The 23,601-nt window shown below is 74.3% G+C and carries 20 protein-coding genes; 11 read left to right on the top strand and 9 right to left on the bottom strand.

The features are described from left to right. Positions 1-13: 13 nt before the first annotated feature. Positions 14-415 carry a hypothetical protein gene (locus ELQ39_RS29655; protein WP_190003884.1) on the bottom strand — a complete coding sequence of 134 codons (402 nt, stop codon included), beginning with the start codon at positions 413-415 and terminating at the stop codon, positions 14-16. Positions 416-526: 111 nt separating this feature from the next. Between ELQ39_RS29655 and ELQ39_RS29650 the strand changes: the two genes are divergently transcribed. Beyond that, positions 527-1,621 (top strand): baeRF3 domain-containing protein, encoded by a 1,095-nt coding sequence (locus ELQ39_RS29650; RefSeq protein ID WP_242594953.1) that lies wholly within the window; start codon positions 527-529, stop codon positions 1,619-1,621. A 311-nt stretch (positions 1,622-1,932) separates the two neighbouring features. Continuing rightward, entirely contained in the window at positions 1,933-3,366 is a 1,434-nt protein-coding gene (locus tag ELQ39_RS29645) for a PP2C family protein-serine/threonine phosphatase (RefSeq protein WP_242594952.1), read from the top strand. Positions 3,367-3,415: 49 nt separating this feature from the next. Here the strand turns inward: ELQ39_RS29645 and ELQ39_RS29640 are convergent, their stop codons facing one another. Further along, the gene (locus tag ELQ39_RS29640; protein ID WP_242594951.1) at positions 3,416-4,906 is read right to left on the bottom strand and encodes a DNA-binding protein NsdB; all 1,491 of its coding nucleotides are present in this window, start codon (positions 4,904-4,906) and stop codon (positions 3,416-3,418) included. Between the two features lie 235 nt (positions 4,907-5,141). On the opposite strand from ELQ39_RS29640, the gene ELQ39_RS29635 reads away from it, so the two are divergent. Both ELQ39_RS29635 and ELQ39_RS29630 read left to right on the top strand, forming a co-directional pair. Further along, the gene (locus ELQ39_RS29635) at positions 5,142-6,278 is read left to right on the top strand and encodes an aminoglycoside phosphotransferase family protein (RefSeq protein WP_242594950.1); all 1,137 of its coding nucleotides are present in this window, start codon (positions 5,142-5,144) and stop codon (positions 6,276-6,278) included. A 329-nt stretch (positions 6,279-6,607) separates the two neighbouring features. Next, on the top strand, positions 6,608-8,572 hold the full coding sequence (locus tag ELQ39_RS29630) for an N-acetylmuramoyl-L-alanine amidase (protein ID WP_242594949.1): 1,965 nt from the start codon (positions 6,608-6,610) through the stop codon (positions 8,570-8,572). Positions 8,573-8,651: 79 nt separating this feature from the next. On the opposite strand, the gene ELQ39_RS29625 is transcribed toward ELQ39_RS29630, so the two are convergent. The 3 genes from ELQ39_RS29625 to ELQ39_RS29615 form a co-directional block, all read right to left on the bottom strand. After that, complete coding sequence (locus tag ELQ39_RS29625) at positions 8,652-9,149, bottom strand: hypothetical protein (protein ID WP_190003878.1); 498 nt, start codon at positions 9,147-9,149, stop codon at positions 8,652-8,654. A gap of 90 nt (positions 9,150-9,239) precedes the next feature. Further along, positions 9,240-10,148 carry a universal stress protein gene (locus ELQ39_RS29620; protein WP_242594948.1) on the bottom strand — a complete coding sequence of 303 codons (909 nt, stop codon included), beginning with the start codon at positions 10,146-10,148 and terminating at the stop codon, positions 9,240-9,242. A gap of 112 nt (positions 10,149-10,260) precedes the next feature. Continuing rightward, positions 10,261-10,503, bottom strand: coding sequence for a DUF397 domain-containing protein (locus tag ELQ39_RS29615; protein ID WP_048456556.1), 243 nt, complete (start codon positions 10,501-10,503; stop codon positions 10,261-10,263). Between the two features lie 307 nt (positions 10,504-10,810). On the opposite strand from ELQ39_RS29615, the gene paaK reads away from it, so the two are divergent. Further along, a complete protein-coding gene (gene paaK / locus ELQ39_RS29610; RefSeq protein ID WP_242594947.1) occupies positions 10,811-12,112 on the top strand; it encodes a phenylacetate--CoA ligase PaaK in 1,302 nt (433 codons plus the stop codon). 274 nt (positions 12,113-12,386) lie between these two features. Next, positions 12,387-14,129 (top strand): serine hydrolase, encoded by a 1,743-nt coding sequence (locus tag ELQ39_RS29605; RefSeq protein ID WP_400005040.1) that lies wholly within the window; start codon positions 12,387-12,389, stop codon positions 14,127-14,129. 191 nt (positions 14,130-14,320) lie between these two features. Here ELQ39_RS29605 and ELQ39_RS29600 read toward each other — a convergent pair whose 3' ends face one another. From ELQ39_RS29600 to ELQ39_RS29590, 3 genes are all read right to left on the bottom strand, one after another. Continuing rightward, the gene (locus ELQ39_RS29600) at positions 14,321-15,925 is read right to left on the bottom strand and encodes a phytoene desaturase family protein (RefSeq protein ID WP_277995410.1); all 1,605 of its coding nucleotides are present in this window, start codon (positions 15,923-15,925) and stop codon (positions 14,321-14,323) included. Positions 15,926-15,968: 43 nt separating this feature from the next. Continuing rightward, positions 15,969-18,149: a serine/threonine-protein kinase gene (locus ELQ39_RS29595; RefSeq protein ID WP_242594943.1), complete on the bottom strand. Its 2,181-nt coding sequence runs from the start codon at positions 18,147-18,149 to the stop codon at positions 15,969-15,971. A 117-nt stretch (positions 18,150-18,266) separates the two neighbouring features. Beyond that, positions 18,267-18,638, bottom strand: a complete 372-nt coding sequence (locus ELQ39_RS29590) for a ferredoxin (RefSeq protein ID WP_190003872.1) — start codon at positions 18,636-18,638, stop codon at positions 18,267-18,269. Between the two features lie 146 nt (positions 18,639-18,784). Here ELQ39_RS29590 and ELQ39_RS29585 point away from each other — a divergent pair, with 146 nt between their 5' ends. Continuing rightward, positions 18,785-19,147, top strand: a complete 363-nt coding sequence (locus tag ELQ39_RS29585) for a DUF6479 family protein (RefSeq protein ID WP_242594942.1) — start codon at positions 18,785-18,787, stop codon at positions 19,145-19,147. Between the two features lie 59 nt (positions 19,148-19,206). Here the strand turns inward: ELQ39_RS29585 and ELQ39_RS29580 are convergent, their stop codons facing one another. Continuing rightward, the gene (locus ELQ39_RS29580) at positions 19,207-19,716 is read right to left on the bottom strand and encodes an NUDIX domain-containing protein (RefSeq protein WP_242594941.1); all 510 of its coding nucleotides are present in this window, start codon (positions 19,714-19,716) and stop codon (positions 19,207-19,209) included. A 144-nt stretch (positions 19,717-19,860) separates the two neighbouring features. Here ELQ39_RS29580 and ELQ39_RS29575 point away from each other — a divergent pair, with 144 nt between their 5' ends. The 4 genes from ELQ39_RS29575 (at position 19,861) to ELQ39_RS29560 (ending at position 23,541) form a co-directional block, all read left to right on the top strand. After that, positions 19,861-20,367, top strand: a complete 507-nt coding sequence (locus ELQ39_RS29575) for a SigE family RNA polymerase sigma factor (protein WP_190003869.1) — start codon at positions 19,861-19,863, stop codon at positions 20,365-20,367. A gap of 11 nt (positions 20,368-20,378) precedes the next feature. Next, positions 20,379-20,864 (top strand): cellulase, encoded by a 486-nt coding sequence (locus ELQ39_RS29570; RefSeq protein WP_225628213.1) that lies wholly within the window; start codon positions 20,379-20,381, stop codon positions 20,862-20,864. Between the two features lie 149 nt (positions 20,865-21,013). Beyond that, entirely contained in the window at positions 21,014-22,264 is a 1,251-nt protein-coding gene (locus ELQ39_RS29565) for a glycosyltransferase (RefSeq protein ID WP_242594940.1), read from the top strand. Then, positions 22,261-23,541 (top strand): glycosyltransferase family 39 protein, encoded by a 1,281-nt coding sequence (locus ELQ39_RS29560; RefSeq protein ID WP_242594939.1) that lies wholly within the window; start codon positions 22,261-22,263, stop codon positions 23,539-23,541. Before ELQ39_RS29565 ends, ELQ39_RS29560 begins: the two co-directional genes overlap by 4 nt. Positions 23,542-23,601: the final 60 nt, after the last annotated feature.

Raw genomic sequence — 23,601 nt, 5'->3', positions numbered from 1 at the left:
CGGGCCCGTCCCGTCAGCCGGAGGCGTCCTCGGGACCGTCCTCCCCGTCCGCGTCCCCGCCGGGCCGCAGCGACCGGGCGGCCTCCCCCGCGTCCGGCACGGACACCGCGAGCCGCACGAACGGCGCCGGGGGCCGAAGGTCCAGGACCACCACCGGGACGCCCGCCCGTACGGCGACGAAGTCGCGGCCCAGCACGTGCTCACGCTCCCCCACGCAGAACCGCCCCGGCCGGCAGCGCCCGGCCACCGGCGTGCCGCGCATCGCGCGCCACCAGTCCGGTTCCACCCCGGTCGCCGCGACCCACGCCTTAGGCACCCGTACCGCGCGGCGGCGGGCGAGCAGCGCCTCCCACCACGCCAGCCGGACGACGACGGTCCCCCCGTCCGCGTCCCGCTCCACGACCAAGCGCGCCATCGGCGGTCACCTCCCCCACCAGCGTGCACCCGCGGCCCGCCGGACCGCCGCGCAGGCGGCGGGCGCTTTGCCCCGAATGCCCTACCGCGGATTCCGCCCTATGGTGCTGTCATGGAGCACGATCTGAGTCCCTCCGCCCTCGCCGAACTCCGTCGGCCGCGCCCCTACCCGGCGGTGTCGGTGCTGACGCCGACCAACCGCCGCGACCCGCTGAGCACCGAGGACGCGGTGCGGCTGCGCACCATGGTGGCCGAGGCGAAGAAGAAGCTGGAGTCCGATCCCGCGGTCTCCCGGGACCGGCGCGCCGACGTGGCCGCCCAGCTGGACCGGGCCCTGGCCGAGGTCGATCTCGCGCACGCCGAGGACGGCCTGGCCATCTTCGCCGCCCCGGGTGAGCACCAGGTGTGGTCGCTGGCGCGCAGCGTCCCGGAGCGCGTGGTGCTCTCGGACACCTTCCTGACCCGCAACCTGGTCTCCGCGCAGACGGCGGAGCGCCCGTTCTGGGTGCTGTCCGCCGCCGCCGACCGGGTCACGCTGTGGAGCGGCGGTCCGGACCGGGTCGTCGAGGAGCGCACGGGCGGGTTCCCCCTGATCCGCGAGGAGCCGAACTTCGACCCCGAGCGGCAGATGCGGGCCGGCGACCCGCCCAGCAACTACCGGGACGAGGACACCCGCCGCTTCCTGAAGGAGGCGGCCACCACGCTGAACTCCCTGATGCGCGCCCACCCCAGGCCCCTGTACATCACCGGCGAGCCGGCGGCGCTGTCGCTGCTGTGCGAGTTCGGCGGCGCGTGCAAGGACGCCGTGCAGGTGCCGCGCGGGGGACTGGCGCACGGGACGCCGGAGACGGTGTGGCAGGCGGTGCGGCCGGTGCTCGAGGAGGAGGACCGCAAGCGGGCCGAGGAGGTGGCGCGGGAGCTGGACTCCGCCCGCAGCCGCAAGGAGTTCGCGGCGGGCGTCGACGAGCTGTGGCAGAGCGCCCGCGAGGGGAGGATCCGGCTGCTGGCCGTCGAGGAGAACTACCGGATCACGGTCCGCGACGACGGCGAGCATCTGATCGTCGCCGAGGACGGCGACCTCGACGCCCGCGAGGACATCGTGGACGAGATCGTCGAGCAGTGCCTGGAGACCGGCGCCGAGGTGCGGTTCGTGCCGGACGGCGCGCTCGAGGACGCACAGGGCATGGCGGCGGTGCTGCGCTACTGACGGACGGTGGCGGGACGCGGAGCGGTCGGTGCGTCCCGCTGTCGAACTCACACCCGAACATCGAACGCGTGAGTGGGTCGCCCAGGAATGCCTGACACCCCGTCAGTTCACTTGCGTACCATGGAAGTTGGAGCGTCCGGCGAACACCACGTGACTACCTCGCGGTAACTCCGTGAAGACGGTGGCATATGCCAGCGGCACCACCTTATCGTGTGTTGCCGAATCACTTACAGGCAGTGGCGGGCTGTGCAACAGTCGTAACGGTCCCTCCGCCCGTCCGAAGGCCGTACCGTCCCGCATCGGAGTGCGTCATGCCGTCCCCTCTCTCCGCGGACCGCCCCGCCGCCCGGCCGCCGGGAGGCGGCCCGGTTGACGCGCTCATCTCGCAGACCCGGCGGCTCAAGGGCGAGGTGGACGCCGTCCGCCGCGACACTCCGACCGATGCGGGGGACCCCCGGGAGCGCTGGCGTCGCGCGCTGTACGACCTGGCGATGCACCAGCTCGACGACCTCGACGAGCACCTGGCGCAGCTGCGGGACGACCCGCCGCCCGCGCCCGGCGCGTCCGCGGCGTCCGCCGAGGAGTCACCCGCGCCGCCGGCCCCGCCCCGCGCCTCCCTGCTCAGCCGGGTCGGCAGCGCCGAGTGGGACCTCCTCACGGACGAGGTGAGCTGGTCCGGCGAGCTGTACCGCATTCTCGGCCGCGACCCCGCCGCTCCCCCGCTCACCCTCGACGAGCTGCCCTCCCTCGTGTGCGACGAGGACCGGCCCCGGCTGACCGAGATGGTCACCGGATGCCTGGTCGACGGCCGCCCCATCGACGGGGAGTTCCGCGTGGTGCACGCGGCCGACGACATACGGACCGTGCACATGATGGGCGAACCGGTGCTCGGCGCCGACGGCAGCACCGTCTCCATGTGGGCGGTCCTGCGCGACGTCAGCGAACTGCGCCGCTGCCGACGGGCGGTGAGCGAGACCCGTGACTCGCTGCACCGGCACCGGCACGCCGCCGCGCGCAGCGAGCACCGGCTCGCGGTCGAACTGCAGGAGGCCGTGCTTCCGGCGTGGCACGGCTCCCTGCGGTTCCCGCGGCGCGGCCCGCGCGCCCTGGACGTGGCCGCCGCCCAACTGCCGCCCTCCGCACATGCGTCGGTCGGCGGTGACTGGTACGACGCCCTGGAACTGCCCGACGACGCCACCCTGCTCGGCGTCGGCGAGCTCACCGGACACGGCGTGGGCGCCGCGTCCGGCGTGGCCATGATGCTCGGCGCGTTACGGGGCATGGCGCTGGCCGGCACCGCGCCAGGCCTTCTGCTGGACTGTCTCGACCGGCTGCTGGACACGACCGCCCAGCCGGCCCTGGCCGGCGCCGTCTGCCTGCGCTACCGGCACGACACCCGCACCGCGGTGTGGGCACAGGCCGGCCACCCCGCCCCGCTGCTCTACCGCGGCCGGGCGGGGCGTGCCCTCGACGCGCCGCAAGGGGCGCTGCTGGGCGCCGCCCCGGGCTCCGCGCACGGGCAGGCCGAGGAGACCCTCGAGGTCGGCGACCTGCTCCTGCTGCACACCGACGGCCTCGTGCCAGGGCACACCGGGACGGCCGCCGTCCACCGGCTCCTCGCCCTGGCGCCCCGCTTCGCCGGGGGCCGTTCCGCCCAGGACTGCGTCCAGGAGGTCGTACGGGAGTTCGGTGAAGGGGAGCGTGCGGAGCGCGCGTGCGTGCTGGTGGCGCGCGTCGCCTCCTGACGGGGGCGCACGCGTGACAAGTGACCCGTGACCAGGGTTGCGTGGCCCCTCAGGCCTTCGCGGTCCCGCCCTTGCTCCGCGGCTTGGGCAGCGCCAGCTCGATCTCCTCCCGCAGCTCCTGGATCCTCGGGTACGAGGAGTACTCGGCGGTCAGCCGGTACATCTGGCGCAGCCGGTCCCAGGTGCGGCGCGAGGAGTTCTGGCCCATCGACACCAGGGCGAGCCGCGCGAAGCGGTCGGCCTGTTCGGGGTCGTCGGCGATGAAGCACGCGGAAGCCATCGACAGGAAGTCGAAGATCTTCGACCGCTGCTGGGCGTCCACCCGCAGCGCCAGCGCCTTGTCCGCGTAGTGCTGGGCGTGGACGGCCGCGCCCGGCTCGAACTCGGCGAGCGTGCGGTAGGCGAGGGCCTGCATGCCGTACAGGTCCGCCTCGTTGAACAGCTGCATCCAGTTCGGCGGCGGCACGTCCCCCTTGTCGGAGACGAACAGGTCCTCGGCCCGGCCCAGGGTGCGGCGCATCGCCTGGCCCTTGCCCATGGACGCCTGCGCCCACGCCTCGATGGTGTGGAACATGGCGCGGGTGCGCGGCAGCACCTGCTCTCCCGAACCGGACTGGGCGAGCTTCATCAGGTCCAGCGCCTCGTCGGGGCGGCCCAGGTGCACCATCTGGCGGGCCGCGCGGGACAGCGCCTCGCCGGCGCGCGGGCGGTCGCCGCCCTCCCGTGCCGCGTGGGCGGCGATGACGAAGTACTTCTGCGCCGTCGGTTCCATGCCGACGTCGTGCGACATCCAGCCGGCGAGGACGGCCAGGTTGGCGGCGACGCCCCACAGGCGCCGCTGGAGATGGGGCGGGTGGTGGTAGGCGAGCATGCCGCCCACCTCGTTGAGCTGCCCCACGACCGCCTTGCGCTGGAGTCCGCCGCCGCGGGCGGCGTCCCAGGCGCGGAACACCTCCACGGAGCGTTCCAGTTCCTCGATCTCCTGCGACCCGATGGGGGCCGCCTCGTAGCGGTCGAACCCGGCGGGTTCGGCGTGCAGGGGATCGTGCAGGCGGGGGGCGTCTGCGGTCAGGGCCGGATCGGTGTGCAGCCAGTCGTGCATGGCGCTGCTGAGTGCGGAGCCCGCGGTGAGGGCGGCGCCCGCACCCACCAGGCCGCGTCGGTTGAGCATGAGGTCCATTCCCGTGAATTCGGTGAGGACCTCGGCCGTCCGCTCGGGCGCCCACGGCATTCCGTCGGGATGTTCCGCACTCCCGGCGCGTGGCCGTTTCCCCGTACGCCCGTGCCGTACCAGACCGAGATCCTCGATGGTCACGACACGGCCGAGACGCTCGGTGAACAGAGCCGCCAGCACCCGCGGCACCGGATCGCGCGGGATCTCTCCCATGTCGATCCACCGCCGCACCCGGGAGGTGTCCGTCGCCAGCTGCGGATGGCCCATGGCCGCCGCCTGCCGGTTCACCAGCCTCGCGAGTTCGCCCTTGGACCAGCCGGCCAGGCCGAACAGGTCCGAGAGCCGGGTGTTGGGTTGTCCGCTCACGTCAAGCCCCCAGGTTCTCGGCTGAGTTGACAGTAGCCCGGTGGGCAGTGCCGGGCGACTATTCGCCAGGGTTCGCCAGGGTCCGCCAGATGGTGTGCCAGGGGCCCTCGGGTGTCGAGTAGGAACGCGCCACCACGACCCCGTCGCCGCAGGGGCATTCCCCCAGGGTGCGGCCGGGCGGAGGGGTTGGGTGGTGCGCTGACGTCGCAGGCACACGAAGGGATCTGTATCACCCATGTACGCAGCATCGTCCTCCGTGTCCGCCCCGCCCCGGCCGCTGCGTCCGCGTCCGTCGGACAGCGGCCCCTACCTCGCCCCCGCGCGCCCGGCGAACCCCGTGCTCGGCGCGGGCAACGCACGGCGCCTCGCGGGACCGGGCACCCAGCCGCTCAGCGGAAGGCTCGACCTGTCGGGCGCACAGGGCGCGCAACTGCGCACGGCGCTCGCGTCGGTGCACCGCATCTGTCCGGAGTTCGCGCCGGTCCAGGTGCTGCGCCGCACCGGCCGGTCGGTCCTCCTGGTCGGCACGACGGGCCGCAGCACGGCGGTCGCCAAGTGCTTACTGGACCACTCCCCCGCGTGGAGCGAGCGGATCCGGCACGAAATAGCGGCATACCGCTCGTTCGTCCGGCAGCGTCCGCCCGTACGGGCGCCCCGGCTGATCGCAGCGGACCCGGACAACTGCACGCTGGTCATCGAGCGTCTGCCCGGACGGGTGGCGGCGCTCCAGCGGCACCCGGTGGAGGCGCCGCCCCGGGCGGACATCAGGGCGGCACTCGGCGCGATCTGCCGGCTCAACTCCTGGCGGCCGCCCGCCGGGACGTTCGACGCACCGCTGGACTACGCGGCCCGCATCAACCGGTACCACGAGCTGGGTCTGCTCACCGACCGGGACCTCGGGGACCTGCAGAAGCTGCTGCACGGCATCGCCCTGGCGACGGGGCGGCAGGGCATGGGTCAGTTCTGCCACGGCGACGCGCTGCTGTCCAACATCCTCATCTCACCGGCCGGTCCGGTGCTGGTGGACTGGGAGCACGCGGGCTGGTACCTGCCGGGCTACGACCTGGCGACCCTGTGGTCCGTGCTCGGGGACGCTCCGGCGGCCCGGCGTCAGATCAGCCAGATCGCCCAGTCGGCGGGCCCCGCCTCGCGCGACGCGTTCCTGGTGAACCTGATGCTCGTGCTGACCCGGGAGATCCGCACCTACGAGACGGCCGTGCAGCGTTCGATGCAGGAGTCGGCGCCGGCGTCCGCGGGGGGCCAGCCGGGTGGCACGCCGTCCGGTGAGGAGCAGCGGCTGCTGCTGCGCCGGCTGCACGACGACTGCCAGATGGCCCGGAAGGCCGTGCGCGCCGCGGTCGGCACCCGCTGAGCCGCGTGGCGCGACCGTCCCGCCGACACTCCCGTACGACTGCCCGCGGGCGACGACCGCCGCGGGCAGTCGGGTGTCTTCGGCTGTTCGGCCGTCCCGGGGCGGTCGGACCGTCCGCGGCCAGGGACGGTATACGGCCATCGCGGGAGGCCCGGCGGGAGGCGCCACCGGTGTAGACCTCTGACGCGCCGCAGGTCCGCCGGGGCCCGCCGCGAAATCGCGCCACACCCCGATTGACAAGGGAATTCACCCCCTCCTGGGCATGATTGACGGATCATCGGCCTGCCGGTACCACTGACGGGTCGCACGACCGTCCCCAGGAGGCTGCATTGCGAGATCTCGCCACCGAGCCCGGCCGTGCGGCCGGGCCGTCCCGACGCGCCGTCCGGGGCGCCCTCGGCGCCCTGGCCGCTGCCGCGTTGACGCTGCCCCTGCTGGGCGCGGCGCCCGCCCCGGCCCCGCAGGCCTCCGCCCGGCTGCAACAGGCGTTCGCCTCCGCGGCGGCCGCGTACGACGTCCCGCAGAGCGTGCTGCTGGGCGTCTCCTACCTCCAGTCCCGCTGGGACGCGCACGGCGGCGCGCCGAGCGTCACCGGCGGCTACGGGCCCATGCACCTGACCGACGCCCGGACCGCGCTCGCCTCCGCCGGGCATCACGCGAGCGGCAGCGAGGACCCGCGCGGCGACGACGCCCGTCCCGCGCTGCGCCCCTCGGAGCCGGCCCCGGACACCGCCGGACTGCCGGACCGGCTCACCACCCTGCCGAGAGCCGCCCGGCTGACCGGCCTGGACGCCCGGACGCTGCGCGAGGACCCCGCGGCGAACGTGGCGGGCGGCGCCGCCCTGCTGGCCGAGGCGCAGCGCCGGCTGGGCGCGCCGGCCAGCGACGACCCGGCCGACTGGTACGGGGCGGTGGCGCTGTTCTCCGGCGCCGACGACCGCGCCTCGGCGACGGCGTACGCGAACGAGGTGTTCGCGGTGATCCGGGACGGCGAGGAGCGGGTCACGGACGCCGGGCAGCGGGTCGCCCTGGACGCGAGCCCGGATCTGGCGCCCGACCCCTCGGCGCTGGAGCGCGCCGGGCTCCGCAAGGGGTCCGCGGCCGGCACGGAGTGTCCGCGGACGGTGTCCTGCGAGTGGATCCCGGCGCCGTACGAGGAGTTCGGCGACGGCGACTACGGCAACCACGACCTGGGGAACCGGCCGGCCTCGCAGCGGATCCGGTACATCGTCGTGCACGACACGGAGGGCGCCTGGGAGGGCGTCCTCGACATGGTCCAGGACCCGACGTACGTGTCGTGGCAGTACAGCCTGCGCTCCACCGACGGGCACATCGCCCAGCACGTGAAGGCGAAGGACGTCGCCTGGCACGCGGGCAACTGGTACGTCAACGCGGCGTCGATCGGCCTGGAGCACGAGGGCTTCCTCACCGACCCGGACGCCTGGTACACGGAGGCCATGTACCGGTCCTCGGCCCGGCTGGTGAAATACCTGGCCGACAAGCACGGCATCCCGCTGGACCGGCAGCACATCCTCGGCCACGACACGGTGCCGGGCACCACCACGGCCACCATTCCGGGCATGCACACCGACCCCGGCCCGTACTGGGACTGGCGGCACTACTTCGAGCTGCTCGGCGCCCCGCTCAAGGCCACGGGAGCGAAGAACTCCGGCACCGTCACGATCCGGCCCGACTACGACACCCACCGGCCGGTGTTCACCGGCTGCGAGACCGCCGGGGAGCCCTGCGCCCCGCACGGGTCGAGCGCGGTGCGGCTGTACTCGGACCACGACGTGAACTCCCCGCTGATCAAGGACATCGGCCTCGGCTCCACGCCCACCACCGGGGTGAACGACCTGTCCTCACGGGTCTCCACGGGCCAGCAGTACGCGGTGGCGGACCGCTGGGGCGACTGGACGGCGATCTGGTACCTCGGCCAGAAGGCCTGGTTCCACAACCCGGCGGAGAAGCCCACCGCCGTGCCCGCCAAGGCCAAGGTGATCACCCCGCGCGAGGGCCTGGACTCCGTCCCGGTGTACGGGCGCGCGTACCCGGAGGCGGCGGCCTACCCGGAGGGGGTGCCGGCGCAGACGGTCTCCCCGCTGCCGTACAAGGTGCTCGCCGGGCAGCGGTACGTGACCGGCGGCAAGGTGCCGGGCGAGTACTACTACGCGGTGACCTTCGACCCGGCCTCGCACCGGGTGGTGCGCGGCGAGGACCAGTACTACGAGATCCAGTTCGGCCACCGGGTCGGCTTCGTGCGGGCGGCGGACGTGACGGTGGCGCCGTCGTGACGCGGTAGCGCGCACCACACGCCGGGCGCCCCCGGACCTGCGCGGTCCGGGGGCGCCCGTCGTCGTCCGTGAGCGAGGGTCAGCCCTGCTGGAACAGCTCCGCCGGCAGCGGCTTGAGGAGGGCGTACAGGTCGTCGGTGATCGGGCGGTCCCAGGCGGCGATGGTCACCAGGACGTTGTCGCTGCGGTCGAACTGCACGCAGGAGATCCGGCTCTCGGAGAGTTTGACGCGGCGCACGATCAGCAGGTTGTCGCCCTGCATCACGGGCACGTCCTCCGTGCTGACGACCGTGACCTCCTCGTCGTTCTCCAGCGCCAGCAGCAGCTGACCGACCTCGAAGGGCACCTCGCCCTCGGGGACGTCGCGCGCCGGGGAGCCCTCGGGGAGGTTGCCGATGATCATCGCGGGACCGCGGCCGCCGAACAGGTCGTAGCGCAGGAAGACGCCCTGGCAGCTTCCGTCGGGGGCGGGCAGCAGACCCGCGCCCAGGTTGCCGGGCCAGTCGCCCGGGTCCATGGCCAGTACGTCGAAATCGGGCCCGGCGGGTGTGGCACTACGGCGGCGGAGGAACGACATGCCGCCATGGTACGTGGCCGAAGCGCGGTTCGGACGGTCGGGCGGGAGCCCCGTGACCCCCTCCGGAGACCCGGCCGGGCGGCTGGCCGTTCACTCCTCCGTGGGTGCGGGCGGGACGACCGCGACCGGGCTGTGCGCGTGGAGCAGGACCGCCTGGGTGACCGAGCCCATCATGCGGGCGGGCGCGAACAGCCGGCGGCGGTGGCGGCCCACCACGACCAGTGAGGCGTCCCGGGACTCGCCGACAAGGTGACCGGCCGCGTCCCCGGGCGACACGACGACCTCGGCGGCGACCGACGGGTGCCGCTCCCGGCAGGGGGCGAGCAGGCCCTCGGCGAGGACACGCGTCTCGTGCTCCACGGCCTCCTGGTCGACCTGCGCGGGCGCCACCTCGCCGGGCAGCAGCATCGCCTGCAGCGGCCACGGGTAGGCGGTGACGACCCGCAGTCCGGTGCGGCGCAGGGCTGCCTCCGTGAAGGCGAACTCCAGCGTCGCCGTGTCGGGGCTGTCGGCGCTCGTCCCGACGACCACGGGGCCGTCCCGGTGCACCGGCGCCTCCTCCCGCTCCTCGCCGCCGCGTCCCGGCCGGGGCACCACGACCACCGGGCACCCGGCGTCCCGGGCGGCGGCCAGGGAGTTCGAGCCGAGCAGCAGGCTGGTGAAGCCTCCACGGCCCCGCGAGCCCAGTACCAGCAGCCGGGCCTCCGTGCCGGTCTCGGGCAGCAGTGCGCCCGGCACGCCCTCGGTGACGACGTACTCGACCGACGGCGTGCCGCCCAGTTCGTCCACCCGGGCGCGGGCCTGCGCGAGCACCGGGTCCTGGTCCGCGCCGACCGGCGCGGTCTCCTGCGCGTCCTGCCGGGTGCGGGGCGGGTCCGCGCGGACGTGCAGGACGCGCAGGGTGGCCCTGTGCCGCCGGGCGGCGTCCAGGGCCCACTCCAGGGCGCGCAGTCCGTCCGTGGATCCGTCCACCGCGGCGACCACCGGCTGGTCGTCCATGTGCCTCGCCTCCGGATACGGCATCGGGTCCACGCCGTTCCCTCGCGGTCCGGCGCGGCTCTCTGCTGATCACGTGTCCGGAAAAGCGCGCGGCACACATCGCCGGGGCGGGTCAGGTCAGGTCGAAGTCGCCCTCCCGCGCGCCGGACACGAAGGCGCCCCACTCCGCGGGGGTGAAGATCAGGGAGGGGCTCTCCGGCCGGCCGCTGTTGCGCATGGCGATGAAGCCCTCCACGAAGGCGATCTGGACATCGCCCAGACCCTTGCTGCCGGACTGCCACTGTGCGTTGCTGAGGTCCAGCTCGGGCTTGTCCCAGCCCGTGAGCGGGCGCCGCTGGGTGGTGCTCTCGGCCACGTCCGTGCTCCTCCCTGTTGCCGTCGGCGGCCAGCCTAGCGACGGGTTTGTCCTGCGGACAGGTCGCGGGAGGGGGATGTGGCCCGGGGGTCCTCGGCCGCATCGCCGGGTGCGGGCCGGTGGGGGCTTGTCGTGCGATTTCCCGCGCCCCTGAGAGGGTCGCGGCCGCCGCGCGCCTGACACCGTCCCGTCGGGAAAAGTGCAGGCCCGGCTCTTGCACCGGACGGCGGTCGGCTGCGTTACTGGGGCCGACGCACACGACCGAATGATCGGTCGTCCGGAATGGGATGGTGAAGGGAAGGTCCTGATGACTCAGGCGGCGGACCTGCTGGACCCGGCGGAGCGGCTCGATCTCGACGGGCTGCGGGCCCTCCAGCTGGAGCGGCTGCGGAACTCCTTGCGGCACGCGTACGAGCACGTGCCGTTCTACCGGGAGTCCTTCGACAAGGCGGGCGTCCACCCGGACGACTGCCGCTCGCTGTCCGACCTGTCCCGCTTCCCCTTCACCACCAAGGCGGACCTGCGGGCGAACTACCCGTACGGGATGTTCGCCGTCCCGCAGGAGCGGATCCGCCGGCTGCACGCCTCCAGCGGCACCACCGGGCGCCCCACGGTCGTGGGCTACACGGAGAACGACCTGTCCATGTGGGCCGACATGGTCGCGCGGTCGCTGCGCGCGGCGGGCGGCAGGCCAGGCGACATCGCGCACGTCGCGTACGGGTACGGCCTGTTCACGGGCGGGCTGGGCGCGCACTACGGTGCCGAGCGGCTCGGCTGCACGGTGATCCCCGCCTCCGGCGGAATGACGTCTCGCCAGGTCACGCTGATCCAGGACCTCAAGCCGTCGATCATCATGGTGACCCCGTCCTACATGCTCACCCTGCTCGACGAGTTCGAGCGGCAGGGCGTCGACCCGCGCTCCACGTCTCTGCGGGTGGGCGTCTTCGGGGCCGAGCCGTGGACCCAGGACATGCGACGGGAGATCGAGGAGCGGTTCGCGATCGACGCGGTGGACATATACGGGCTGTCCGAGGTGATCGGCCCGGGCGTCGCTCAGGAGTGCGTGGAGACCAAGGACGGGCTGCACATCTGGGAGGACCACTTCTTCCCCGAGGTCGTCGACCCGGTCACCGGTGAGGCGCTGCCCGAGGGCGAGCAGGGCGAGCTGGTGTTCACCTCGCTCACCAAGGAGGCCATGCCGGTCGTCCGTTACCGGACGCGGGACCTGACCCGGCTGCTGCCGGGCACGGCGCGGGTGTTCCGGCGCATGGAGAAGGTGACCGGGCGCAGCGACGACATGGTGATCCTGCGCGGGGTGAACCTCTTCCCCACGCAGATCGAGGAGATCGTGCTGCGCACCCCGGGTGTGGCGCCGCACTTCCAGCTGCGGCTGACGACGAGCGGTCGTATGGACGCGCTGACGGTGCGCGCGGAGGCCCGTCCGGATGCGGACGCGGCGACCCGTGAGGCGGCGGCCCGGTCGATCGTGCAGGCGGTGAAGGACGGCATCGGCGTCTCGGTCGAGGCGGAGATCGTCGACCCCGAGTCGCTGGAGCGGTCGGTGGGGAAGATCCGGCGCATCGTGGACCTGCGCGAGCGGCGCGGCTGAGGCCTCACCCGGAGGCCGGGGGTGAACCCGTCCGGCAGGGCGAGCTGTTCGACGATCGGCCGGTTCAGGGCCGGCTGGAGCAGCGTGACGGCCGTGGCGTCGCCGGGGAGGGTGTCGTGCCTCTGTCCACAGCCATTGACATCCGGCACCCCTGACAGGAAAGTTTCATCCGGCGCGGTGGTCCCCGGAAGTTACTTTCAGAGGGCTCGGGGACGGGACCTGGACTCGGGAGGGCGGGCGGATGGCGGACGCGAGAGGGATCAGCAGGCGTCGAATGGGCCTGGGGGCCGTCGCTTTGGGGGGCGGGCTGGCGTTCGCGTCTCTGCCCGCGGATCCGGCCGCCGCGGCGGCCCCGACCCGCGGGGACGGCCGTCCCGCGCTGCGGCACGGGTCCGCGCCGGAGGCCGGGCTGCTGCCCGGGCCGCTGAAGCAACTCGTCGCCGACGCAGAGGCGTTCCTCCAGCCGTCACCGCGACACCCCTGGTACGCGGGAGCCGTCCTGCTCGCCGGACGGGGTCGCACGGTGGCGCTGCACAAGCCCATCGGCATGGCCGTGCGCTACCAGGCGTACGACGAGGAGACCGACACCGGCGTCGAGTTCCCGCCGGACCGGCAGATCCCGATGGCCGAGGACACCGTCTTCGACCTGGCGTCGGTGTCGAAGCTGTTCACCTCGATCCTCGCGGTGCAGCAGATCGAGCGGGGCCGCATCGAGCTGGAGGCGCCGGTCGCCTCGTACCTGCCGGACTTCGGCCGGGCGGGCAAACAGGACGTGACGATACGCCACCTCCTCACGCACACGTCCGGGTTCCGCGCGTGGATCCCGCTGTACACGGCGCCGACGTACGAGGAGAAGGTGCAGCGTGTCTACGACGAGGCGCTCGCCGGCCCGCCGGGCACCGCGTACCTGTACTCCGACCTGAACCTGATCTCGCTCCAGCTGGTGCTGGAGCACGTCACCGGGCGGCGGCTGGACGTGCTGCTCCGCGAGGAGATCACCGAGCCGCTCGGCATGCGCCGTACCCGCTACAACCCTCCGGCGTCATGGAAGCCGAAGATCGCGGCCACCGAGGACGCCCGCCGGCCGTGGTCCGGGCTGGACCGGGGGCTGGTGTGGGGCGAGGTGCACGACGAGAACGCGTACAGCCTCGGCGGGGTCGCGGGCCACGCGGGTGTGTTCTCCGACGCGTGGGACCTGGCGGTCCTCGCGCGGACGCTGCTCGACGGCGGTGTGTGCGGGCGGAAGCGGATCCTGCGGCCGGAGTCGGTGGAGCTTATGTTCACCGACTTCAACACCGCGTTCCCGGGCGACGAGCACGGACTGGGCTTCGAGCTCTACCAGCACTGGTACATGGGCGCGATGGCCACGCCGCGCACGGCCGGGCACACCGGGTTCACCGGCACCGCGCTGGTGCTCGACCCGACCACCGACTCGTTCCTCGTCGTCCTCGGCAACTCGGTGCATCCGGTGCGCAGCTGGCGGTCCGGCTCGGCGCCCCGGGTGGCCGCCGCCAACCAGCTGGCCCGCGCGGTGCCGGTCCGCCCGGCCCGGGGACGCACGGCGTGGTTCTCCGGGATGGCGAGCGCGGCCACGGCGACCCTCGCGCTGCCGGCGCTGGACACCTCGTCCGGCGTGGCCCGGCTGAGCTGCGCGCTGTGGTGGGACACCGAGCCGAAGGCAGACGTCCTGGTGCTCGAGTCCTCGGCGGACGGCGGGACGACCTGGGAGCCGGTGCCGTTCACCACGCGGCGGCCCGGCGGCACTGCTGAAGCGCACCCGACGGGCACGGCCACCGGCTGGTCGGGCCGCGTCTGGCACGACCTGACCGCCGAGCTGCCGGCCGCTCCCGGCCTGGTCGTGCGCTGGCGGTACACCACGGACCGGCTGTACGTCGGGCGCGGCGCCTATGTCGACGGGCTGCGTGTCGAGAAGGGCCGCCGGCGGCTCTTCGACGAGGCCCGCCCCGCCGACGCGGCCCGGCTCCGGGCGGAGGGCTGGAGCCGGGAGACCGGCTGAGCTTGCCCCTGCCCGGCCGGGGCGTCCCCCGCGGAACTGTCCCGTCCGCCCCGGCCTGATCGTCCCGTGGCGGACGCGGCACCCTGCCGGCACCCGGCTCGGAGCCCGGACGCCGGAGCCCGCCCGGGTCCGGCACCCCCGCCGTGACCGCCGCCCGGCTCGCGGGAAGACGGTGGAGACCGGCCGGGCCGTCAGGCCCGGCCGGTCTCCAGGACGGCCATCGCCGCGTTGTGTCCCGGCACCCCGCTGACCCCGCCGCCGCGCACCGCTCCCGCGCCGCAGAGCAGCACGTTGGCGTGGGACGTCTCCACGCCCCAGCGGCCGGTGCCGTCCTGGGCGTGGGGCCAGGACAGGTCACGGTGGAAGATGTTGCCGCCGGGCAGCCCCAGATCGCGTTCCAGGTCGAGCGGCGACTTGGCCTCGATGCACGGGCGGCCGTCGGCGTCCGTGGCGAGGCAGTCGGCGATCGGCTCGGCCAGATGGGCGTCGAGCTGGGCGATCGTCGCCTTCAGCAGCTCCTCACGCACCGCGTCGTTGTCCCGTTCGAACAGCCGCGCGGGCGTGTGCAGTCCGAACAGGGTGAGGGTCTGGTAGCCCTGTGCCGCGAGCTCGGGCCCGAGGATGGACGGGTCGGTGAGTGAATGGCAGTAGATCTCCGAGGGCGGGGCGTCGGGCAGCCGGCCCGCGTCGGCCTGGGCGTGCGCGGTGGCGAGCTGCTGGTACCCCTCGGCGATGTGGAAGGTGCCGGCGAAGGCCTCGCGCGGGTCGACGGAGCTGTCGCGCAGCCTGGGAAGCCGCTTGAGCAGCATGTTCACCTTGAGCTGGGCGCCCTCGGCGTGCGGCGGAGGCGTGTCGCCGGTGAGCCGCGCCAGCTCCTCCGGTGAGGCGTTGACCAGGACGTGTCCCGCGGTGACGACGCCCTCGCCGTCGGCCGTGCGGTGGGTGACCTCGGCGGTGTGCCCGTCGGTCTCGATGCGGACGGCCTCGTGGCCCGTGGCGATGACGGCGCCGGCCTTCCGGGCGGCGTCCGCGAGGGCGTCGGTGACCGCGCCCATACCGCCGACGGGGACGTCCCAGGCGCCGGTGCCGCCGCCGATGACGTGATACAGGAAGCAGCGGTTCTGCTTCAGGGACGGGTCGTGGGCGTCGGCGAAGGTGCCGATGAGGGCGTCGGTGAGGACGACGCCGCGCACCAGGTCGTCGGAGAAGCGGTCCTCGACGGCGATGCCCAGGGGCTCCTCGAAGAGGATCCGCCAGGCCTCCTCGTCGTCCACCGTGCGGCGCAGCTCCTCGCGGGTGGGCAGCGGCTCGGTGAGGGTCGGGAAGACCCGGCGGGCGACCCGGCCGGTCAGGTCGTAGAAGCTCTGCCAGGCCCGGTACTCGCGGTCGGAGCCGGTGAGCCGGACGAACGCCTCGCGGGTGCGCTCCTCGCCGCCGCCGACGAGGAGACCGGTGGGCCGGCCGTCGCGCTCGGTGGGCGTGTAGGAGGAGATGGTGCGGGTGCCGAGCCGGACGTCGAGCCCCAGGTCGGTGAGGATCTTCCGGGGCAGCAGGCTGACCAGGTACGAGTAGCGGGACAGGCGGGCGTCGACACCGGCGAAGGGCCGGGTGGAGATCGCCGCGCCGCCGGTGTGGTCCAGCCTCTCCAGCACCAGCACGGAGCGCCCGGCACGGGCGAGATAGGCGGCGGCGGTGAGACCGTTGTGGCCTCCGCCGACGATGACGACGTCGTACGTCCGGGACTCCTGGGCTGCGGTCATGCCTCTTCGTAACACGTGGTGATCGTGCGCGGCCAGAGGGGACAGGAGGTGGGAACGGGAGGACCGGCAGGGAAACGGACTACGCGCCTCCGACCAGGCCGTGTCCGCGCAGCGACGCCACCCGCCCGTACAGGTCCGCCGCCTCCTTCAGATGCCCGAGACGCTCCAGGCAGTGGGCCTCGTCCTCGCGGGCGGCGAGGGTCTCGGAGTGGTCCGCGCCGAGGATCCGCTCCCGGGCGTCGGCCACCCGCCGGTACTCGGTGAGCGCATGCGCCCAGTCGCCCAGCCAGCCCAGCGCGACGGCGACCTCCCGGCGGCTGACCAGGGTGTCCGGGTGCTCGGCGCCGAGCACCCGCTCGCGCAGGGCGGCCACCTCGCGGGACTCGGCGAGTGCGTCCGTCCACCGGCCCAGCCGGCCGAGGCCGACGCCGGCGCCGTGCCGGGCGCGCAGCGTCTCGGGGTGGTGGGGGCCGTGCACCCGGGTGCGGTCCACGACGAGGCGGCGGTACACGTCGAGGGCCTGCCCGACGCGGCCGAGACGGCCGAGTCCGACGCCCACCTCGTGCCGGGCGGCGAGGGTGTCGGGGTGGTCCGGGCCGAGGACGCGGGTGCGGACCACGGCCACGACGCGGTAGGTCTCCAGGGCCTCCTTCCAGCGGCCCAGGCGGCCGAGGACGTAGGCGACCTCGCAGCGGGTGACGAGGGTGTCGGGGTGCTCGGGCCCGAGCACGCGGGCGCGCGCCTCGGCCACCTCGCACGCCGTGGTGTGGGCCTCCTCCAGGCGGCCGAGCCTGCTGAGGTTGAAGGCGAGGTTGTGGCGGCAGCGCAGGGTGTCGGGGTGGTCGGGGCCCATGGTCCGCTCGCGGGCCTCCAGCACCGACAGGTACACGCGGTGGGCGTCGGCCGGGCGGCCGAGCTGGGCGAGGACGTACCCCATCTCCTGGCGCGCGGCGAGAGTGTCGGGGTGGTCGGGTCCGAGGACGCGGATACGGGACTCGGCGACGTTCTTGTAGGCGCGCAGGGCGTCGGCGGGCCGGCCGGTGCGGCTGAGGGTGAACGCCACCTCGTAGCGGCCGGCGAGGGTGTCCGGGTGGTCCGGGCCGAGGAGGCGCTCGCGTTCGGCGGCGACCTCGCCGTGCAGTTCTCCGGCCTCCTCCCAGCGGCCGAGGCGGCCCAGGCGGAGGGCGGCGTGGTGGCGCTCGGCCAGGGCGGTGAGCACCGTCGGCGAGGGGGCGGGCCGGGGACCGCCGGGGGAGGCGGGCGGCGCGGCTCCGGCGACGCGGGCGGCGTTCACGCCGCGCGTCCAGGACGGCAGCCGCTCGGGGCGTCCCGCCGCGCCGTCCGTACGTCCCGAGGAGGGCCCGCCCGCGGGGCCGGGGAGCGCCGGGCGTCCGGCCGGGTCCGGCGCCGAGCGCAACTCCGCGAGACGCCCGGCGACTTCGAGGGCGTTGTCGGGCCGGTCGGCCGGGTCCTTGGCCAGCAGGTCGAGGATGACGCGGTCCAGCCGCCCGGGCAGTTCCGCGCGGTGGCGGCGCGGCGGCCGGGGCGGGGTGTCGCGGTGGCCGACGAGGACCGCCCAGGCGTCGTCCAGGTCGAACGGAGGCACGCCGGTGGCGATCTCGTAGAGCACACATCCGAAGGAGTACAGGTCGCTGCGCCGGTCGACCTCCTGCCCGGCGATCTGCTCCGGCGACATGTAGTGCGGGGTGCCCATGGCGACGCCGGTGCCGGTGAGCCGGGAGGCGAAGCCCATGTCGTGCCCGAGGCGGGCGATGCCGAAGTCGCAGATCTTCACCGTGCCGTCGTCGAGCCGCACGATGTTGGCGGGCTTCAGGTCACGGTGCACGACGCCCTGGTCGTGCGTGTGGGCGAGGGCGGCGGCGACCTGCGCGGCCACCTCCACCACCTCGTCGACGGGCAGCGGCTGGTGCTTGTTGTCCTCCAGCAGCCGGCTGAGGTCACGGCCCTGGAGGAGCTCCATCACCAGGTAGAGCACGCCGCCCGACTCACCGAAGTCGTGCACCACGGTGATCCCGCGGTGCTGCAGCGAGGCCGCCACCCGCGCCTCCCGGCGGAACCGCTCGCGCAGCACGCCCACGAAGGAGGGGTCCCGCTGCGAGCCGAGCGGGTCGAGGCACTTCACCGCGACCTGCCGGCCGAGCGACTCGTCCCGCGCCCGCCAGACCTCCCCCATGCCGCCGCGTCCGATGCGGTCCAGCAGCCGGTACCGGCCGCCGATCAGCCTTGTGCCGTCCCCCATGTCCTACGCCGCCCCCGTCGTAGTCCGTCCGGCCTCCCCCTGTCTCGTCCAGTATGGCGACAACTCGCCCGAGTTTGTACGGGGCCGGGGGCGGCGGGGGTGCGGTGGAGCGGTGGGTCAGTCGAGGGTGTCGAGGAATTCGGTGCAGGCCCGGGCGCAGGCGCGGCAGGCCTCGGCCGTGCGATCGGCGCCGGGGTGTCCGTCGAAGACCTGGGCGCTCTCCAGGCACACCTGGCGGCACCACTCGACCTGCATCCGGATGGTGGCCTCGTCGGCCTGGTTCTGCTCGGACAGCACCCGGCAGGTCGCGTCGCAGACCTCCGCGCACATGATGCCCTTGCGTCGTACGAGTTCCTGGTTCTCGGCGCCGTCGGGGTCCACGAGGCCGGCCCGTGTCGCGCAGGCCCGGGCGCACTCGGTGCAGGCCTGGGCGCAGGCGAACCGGTCCTCCAGGAACCGGAACAGCTCCTCCTGCGATGTCGTCGTCACACCGCGCGGGTTGCCGCCGCGCGGGGCTCCAAACCCGGTCCGCCCCGTCGCCGCGACGGGTCCGCGGCGTCCCGGGGGCGGGTCCGGCGGGGGCGGCCTGGTTCGGGGCGAGGTCCCGGGGTACCCGCGAGGACATGATGAACGCGATGGAGACAGCCGACCTGGCGGCGGGACGCGGTGCCCTGGGCGCCGGACTGGTGGTGGCCGGGATCGTGGTCCTGGCCCTGCTCATCGGCATGTTCCTGCTCGGCAGCCGCAAGGTACGCGACAACGACTCACGCCGGCCCCGGCCCGACGAGCAGCCCCGGATGCCCGAGGGCGGCCCCGTTCGCGAGGTGCAGGAGCACCGGGAGCCGGAGGAGATGCCCCGGACCGACGAGCGGCTGACCCCGCACGAGCTGAAGGGCCACGGCAACGCCGGCACCCGCACCGGCTCCGCCGAGGGGCGCCCCCGCTGGGACGAGGGCGGCAGCGGCGGCTTCGGCAGCGGCGGGCCCGGCGCCCACTGACCCTGGAACGGCCCCGGCGATCGCCGGGGCCGCTTTCGTGTCACCGGACCGTCGTCGCGTCAGGCGGTCCCGCCCCGGACGGCCGGCCCGTTCGGGACGAACCCGAGGTCGACCGGGGTGGCCGGAGCGCCCGACCTCCGCGCCTCGGCCAGCAGTTCCGGCAGTTGCGGCGGCCACAACGGCTCGTGATCAGCCGCCAGTTCGGCCGGCGACCACCAGCGCCACCGCTCGATCCCGTCCTCCGCGTGCGCGGCCGTGAGGTCCCCGGCCGGTTCCCGGCCCGGGGCGTACGCGAGGTGGATGTGTTCGTGCCGGCGGACCGGTACCCCGGCACGGGTGAAGTCGTGCTCCCACAGACAGAGCACTCCGTCCGCGATCACGAGGTCGGTCCACCCGGTCTCCTCCCGCACCTCCCGCTCGGCTGCCTCCCGCGGTGACTCGCCCGGTTCCATGCCGCCGCCGGGCATCGCCCAGTGCACGCCGACCTCCGGGTTGTCGTAGCGGAACAGGAAGACGGATCCGGCGGGGTCCAGCACCGCGACGCGTGCTGCTCGTCCGGGTATGCGCATGGGATCAGCCTGACAGTGCCTCCGGGCACTGTCGTTCGTGTTTTCCGGACGTGAGGCGGGTCACAGCGCTTTGCTGCATCGTTTCCCCCTCCCCAGTGCCTTCTTCCAGATGCAAGGGCTTGTACGGACACGGGGCGGTAAGGGATGCAGCGGTTTCGGGCCGACGGCTTCGACGAGTTCGCGGCCGCCCGCTGGTCGGCGCTGCTGCATGTCGCGCGTCTGCTCACCGGCGGGGACCGCCAGCGCGCCGAGGACCTGGTGCAGGAGTCCCTGGTGAAGCTGTGGTTCGCCTGGCCGAAGGTCGCCGAGCAGGCGCCGGAGGCGTACGTCCGTCAGGTGCTGGTGCGGCTTGCCGCCCGCTCGGCCCGCCGGCGCTGGTGGGGTGAACGCCCGGTGGGCGAGCTGCCCGACCGGCCCGGACCGGGCGACGTGTCCGCGGCCGTCGCCGAGCGCTCGCGCCTCGAGGCGGCGCTGGCTCTGCTGACGCCCCGTCAGCGGGCGGCCGTGGTGCTGCGGTACTACGAGGACCTGCCCGAGGGCCAGGTCGCCCAGGCCCTCGGCTGCCCCGTGGGGACCGCCCGCTCCCACGCGTCGCGCGGGGTGGCGCGGCTGCGCGACATCCTGTCCGACTCCGCACGGCCCGTGAAGTGAGGGGAGCAGCGATGGACGACTTCGAGCGCGAGCTGACACGCATGATGCGCGAGGGCCGGGCGCACACCCCCTTCGACCCGGGCCGCCGCGCGCGCCTGTACGAGGGCATCCGGGCCCGCCGCCGGACGCGGGTGCTGATGCGTGCGGGCGGTTCCGCCCTGGCGGTGGCCGGGCTGAGCGTCGGTCTGGCGTTCCTGCCCCACCTCGGGTCCGGGCCCGCGCCGGCCGACCTGCCGCTGCCCGCGACCGGGTCGACGGCTCCCCCGCGCCCGGGCGGACCCACCGGGACCGCGTCCGGCCCGGCGGAGCCGAGCACGTCGGCGCCGCCGGCCCGGAGCACGGTGTCCGGCACGCCGGGCGACTCCACGACGACGGAACCGGCCACGACGGACCCCAGCTCGACGGACTCCGGATCCGTCTCCCCGGAGACGACGGAGTCGGGAACCTCCGAACCCGGCTTCGGCGGCACCCCGACCTACCCGCCGCGGAGCGGGTGACGCCACAGAGCCGGCTCCAGGCCCGCCTCCGCGATCCCCCGCCTCCCGCACCTCGGACCACCCGACGGGCCTGTTTGGCATGTCCATACCAATAAACCGACCCCGCTGTCACCCTCCGACCCCAGGCGTACGCCGGAAAGGGACCCGTCATGAGAACCGCCCGGCGGCCCGCACCGCCCCTCGATCCCCGGCTCCCCCGCCCCGAGCCCGTCCTGGAGGTGGTCGTGCCCGTCCACAACGAGGAGCACGACCTCGAACCCTGCGTCCGGCGGCTCCACGCGCACCTCGCGGAGACCTTCCCGTACCCGTTCCGGATCACGGTCGCCGACAACGCCAGCACCGACCGGACCCCGTGGATCGCCGCCCGCCTGGCCGGTGAGCTCCCCGGCACCCAGTGGGTGCGGCTGGAGGAGAAGGGACGCGGACGCGCCCTGCACACCGCCTGGTCCCGCTCCCCCGCCGCCGTGCTGGCGTATCTCGACGTCGACCTGTCCACCGACCTCGCGGCGCTGCTGCCACTGGTCGCCCCGCTGATCTCCGGCCACTCGGACCTCGCGATCGGCACGCGTCTCGCGCGGGGCTCCCGGGTGGTGCGCGGGCCGAAGCGGGAGATCATCTCCCGCTGCTACAACGGGCTGCTGCGCGGCACGCTCTCCGTCGGGTTCACCGACGCTCAGTGCGGCTTCAAGGCGGTCCGCGCGGAGGTGGCCGCACGGCTGCTGCCGCTGGTGCAGGACCGGGAGTGGTTCTTCGACACGGAGCTGCTGGTGATCGCCGAGCGGGCGGGGCTGCGCATCCACGAGGTGCCGGTGGACTGGGTGGACGACCCCGACAGCCGGGTGGACCTGCTCCCCACGGCGCTCGCGGACCTGCGCGGCATGGCCCGGCTGGGGCGGGCGCTGGCCCGCGGGCAGCTGCCGCTGGCCGCGCTGGGCGGCGCCGGCACGACGGCCGGCTCCCCCGTGCTCCCGCCCCCCGGCCGGCTCGCCCAGCCGCTCCGCTTCGCCGCCGTGGGCGCCGCCGCCACGCTGCTGCACCTCGCCCTGTACGTCCTGCTGCGGCCGGTCGCCGGAGCCCAGACGGGCAACACGCTCGCCCTGCTCCTGTGCACCGTTCTCAACACCGCCGCGAACCGGCGGTTCACCTTCGGCGTGCGCGGACGCGCCGGGCTGCCGGCCCATCACCTCGGCGGGCTGACGGCTCTCCTGGCCGGTCTCGCCGTCACCGGCGGCGCGCTGGCCGCCTTGCACCACGCGGTCCCCGGCGCGGGACCCGGGACCGAGCTGCCGGTGCTGGTCGCCGCCGATCTCGCCGCTGCCGTGCTCCGCTTCCGCCTGCTGCGCGCCTGGATCCTCCCCACCCACCGCTCCCGCCGTACGACAGGGCCCCCCGCCTCATGAGCAGCACGACCACCCGCCTCCCCGGACCGGCGGTGGCTCCTCCCGCCACGCCCGGCGACCCCGCGCCCGGCAGTCCCGCGCCCGGCCCGCTCGAACGGCTGCGCCGCCTCGCCGTCCGCATCGGGCCCGTCCTCGCCGTGTACGGGGTGCTCAAGCTGGCGGGATTCACCGTGTTCCTGGTGCTGCTGGACTCGGCCGGCGACTTCCGGGACAAGCACCCCCGGTTCGGCGGCGGCGCACACCCGTGGGACGTGCTGGGGAGCTGGGACGGCTGGTGGTACCAGCAGATCGCCCTGCACGGCTACGACCCCGCCCTGAAGCCGGTCCCCGGGGCGAGCGGGATGATCACGCTGGAGGGCAACTCGGCGGCGTTCTTCCCGCTGTACCCGGCGCTGATGCGGCTGGTCTCGGAGGTCACCGGACTCGGCCCGTACGGCGCCGGGATGGCCGTGTCCGTGGTGTGCTCGTTCGTCGCCGCGCTCGGCATCCACGCCGTGACCGCGCGTCTCGGCGGGCGCCGGGCCGGGCTGGTCGCCGTCGGTCTGTGGGCGGTGTGGCCGGGGTCGGGCACGGAGTGGGCGGTGTACTCCGAGTCGCTGTACACGGCGCTGGCCGCCTGGGCGTGCTGGGCCGTGACGACTCGCCGCTGGGCGGCCGCCGGGGTGCTGGTCTTCGCCGCGGGGCTGACCCGGCCGACGGCGGTCGCCCTGGTCGCGGCGCTGGCCGTCGCGGGGGCGGTCGCGGTGGTCCGGCGGCGGGAGGACTGGCGGCAGCCGCTGGCCGCCGTGGTGATCGCGCCGATGGGCGTGGCCGGCTATCTGGCCTGGGTGGGGTACCGGATGGGCGACTGGGGCGGCTACACCAAGCTCCAGGAGGGCGCCTGGGGTCACACCTTCGACTACGGACGGCACAGCCTCGACGTGCTGACCTCCGTACCGGTCGGCCACTTCGACTATCTGTTCGCCATGCCGATGGAGGACACGATCGGCGTCGGGGTGGTGCTGCTGGTGCCGGTGCTGACCGTGCTGCTGGTGCGGCTGCGTCCGCCGTCCGTGCTGGTCGTGTACACGGTGCTGTCATACCTGACGGTGATGGGCACGCAGCAGTACTTCGGCAACGTCTCACGGTATCTGCTGCCGCTGTTCCCGCTCTTCGTGCCGCCCGCCCTGGCCATGCGGCGGCTGAGCGGGCCCGCGCTGGCCGCGGTGCTGGGCACGGCGGCGGTGGCGTCGGGGTCGTACGCGGGGTACGTGCTGTTCGAGCTGGGCGTGCCGTAGGCCGGGGCGGGGCGGGGCGGGCCGTGGACCGCCGGGTGGGCGGCGGCCCCGCGCAGTACG

Origin of the sequence: Streptomyces sp. GB4-14, assembly GCF_022696125.1 — a bacterium.
In the GTDB taxonomy this organism is placed as follows: domain Bacteria; phylum Actinomycetota; class Actinomycetes; order Streptomycetales; family Streptomycetaceae; genus Streptomyces; species Streptomyces werraensis.
The sequence above is the reverse complement of the archived record's forward strand: the minus strand, read 5'-3'. Positions and strand labels throughout refer to the sequence as shown.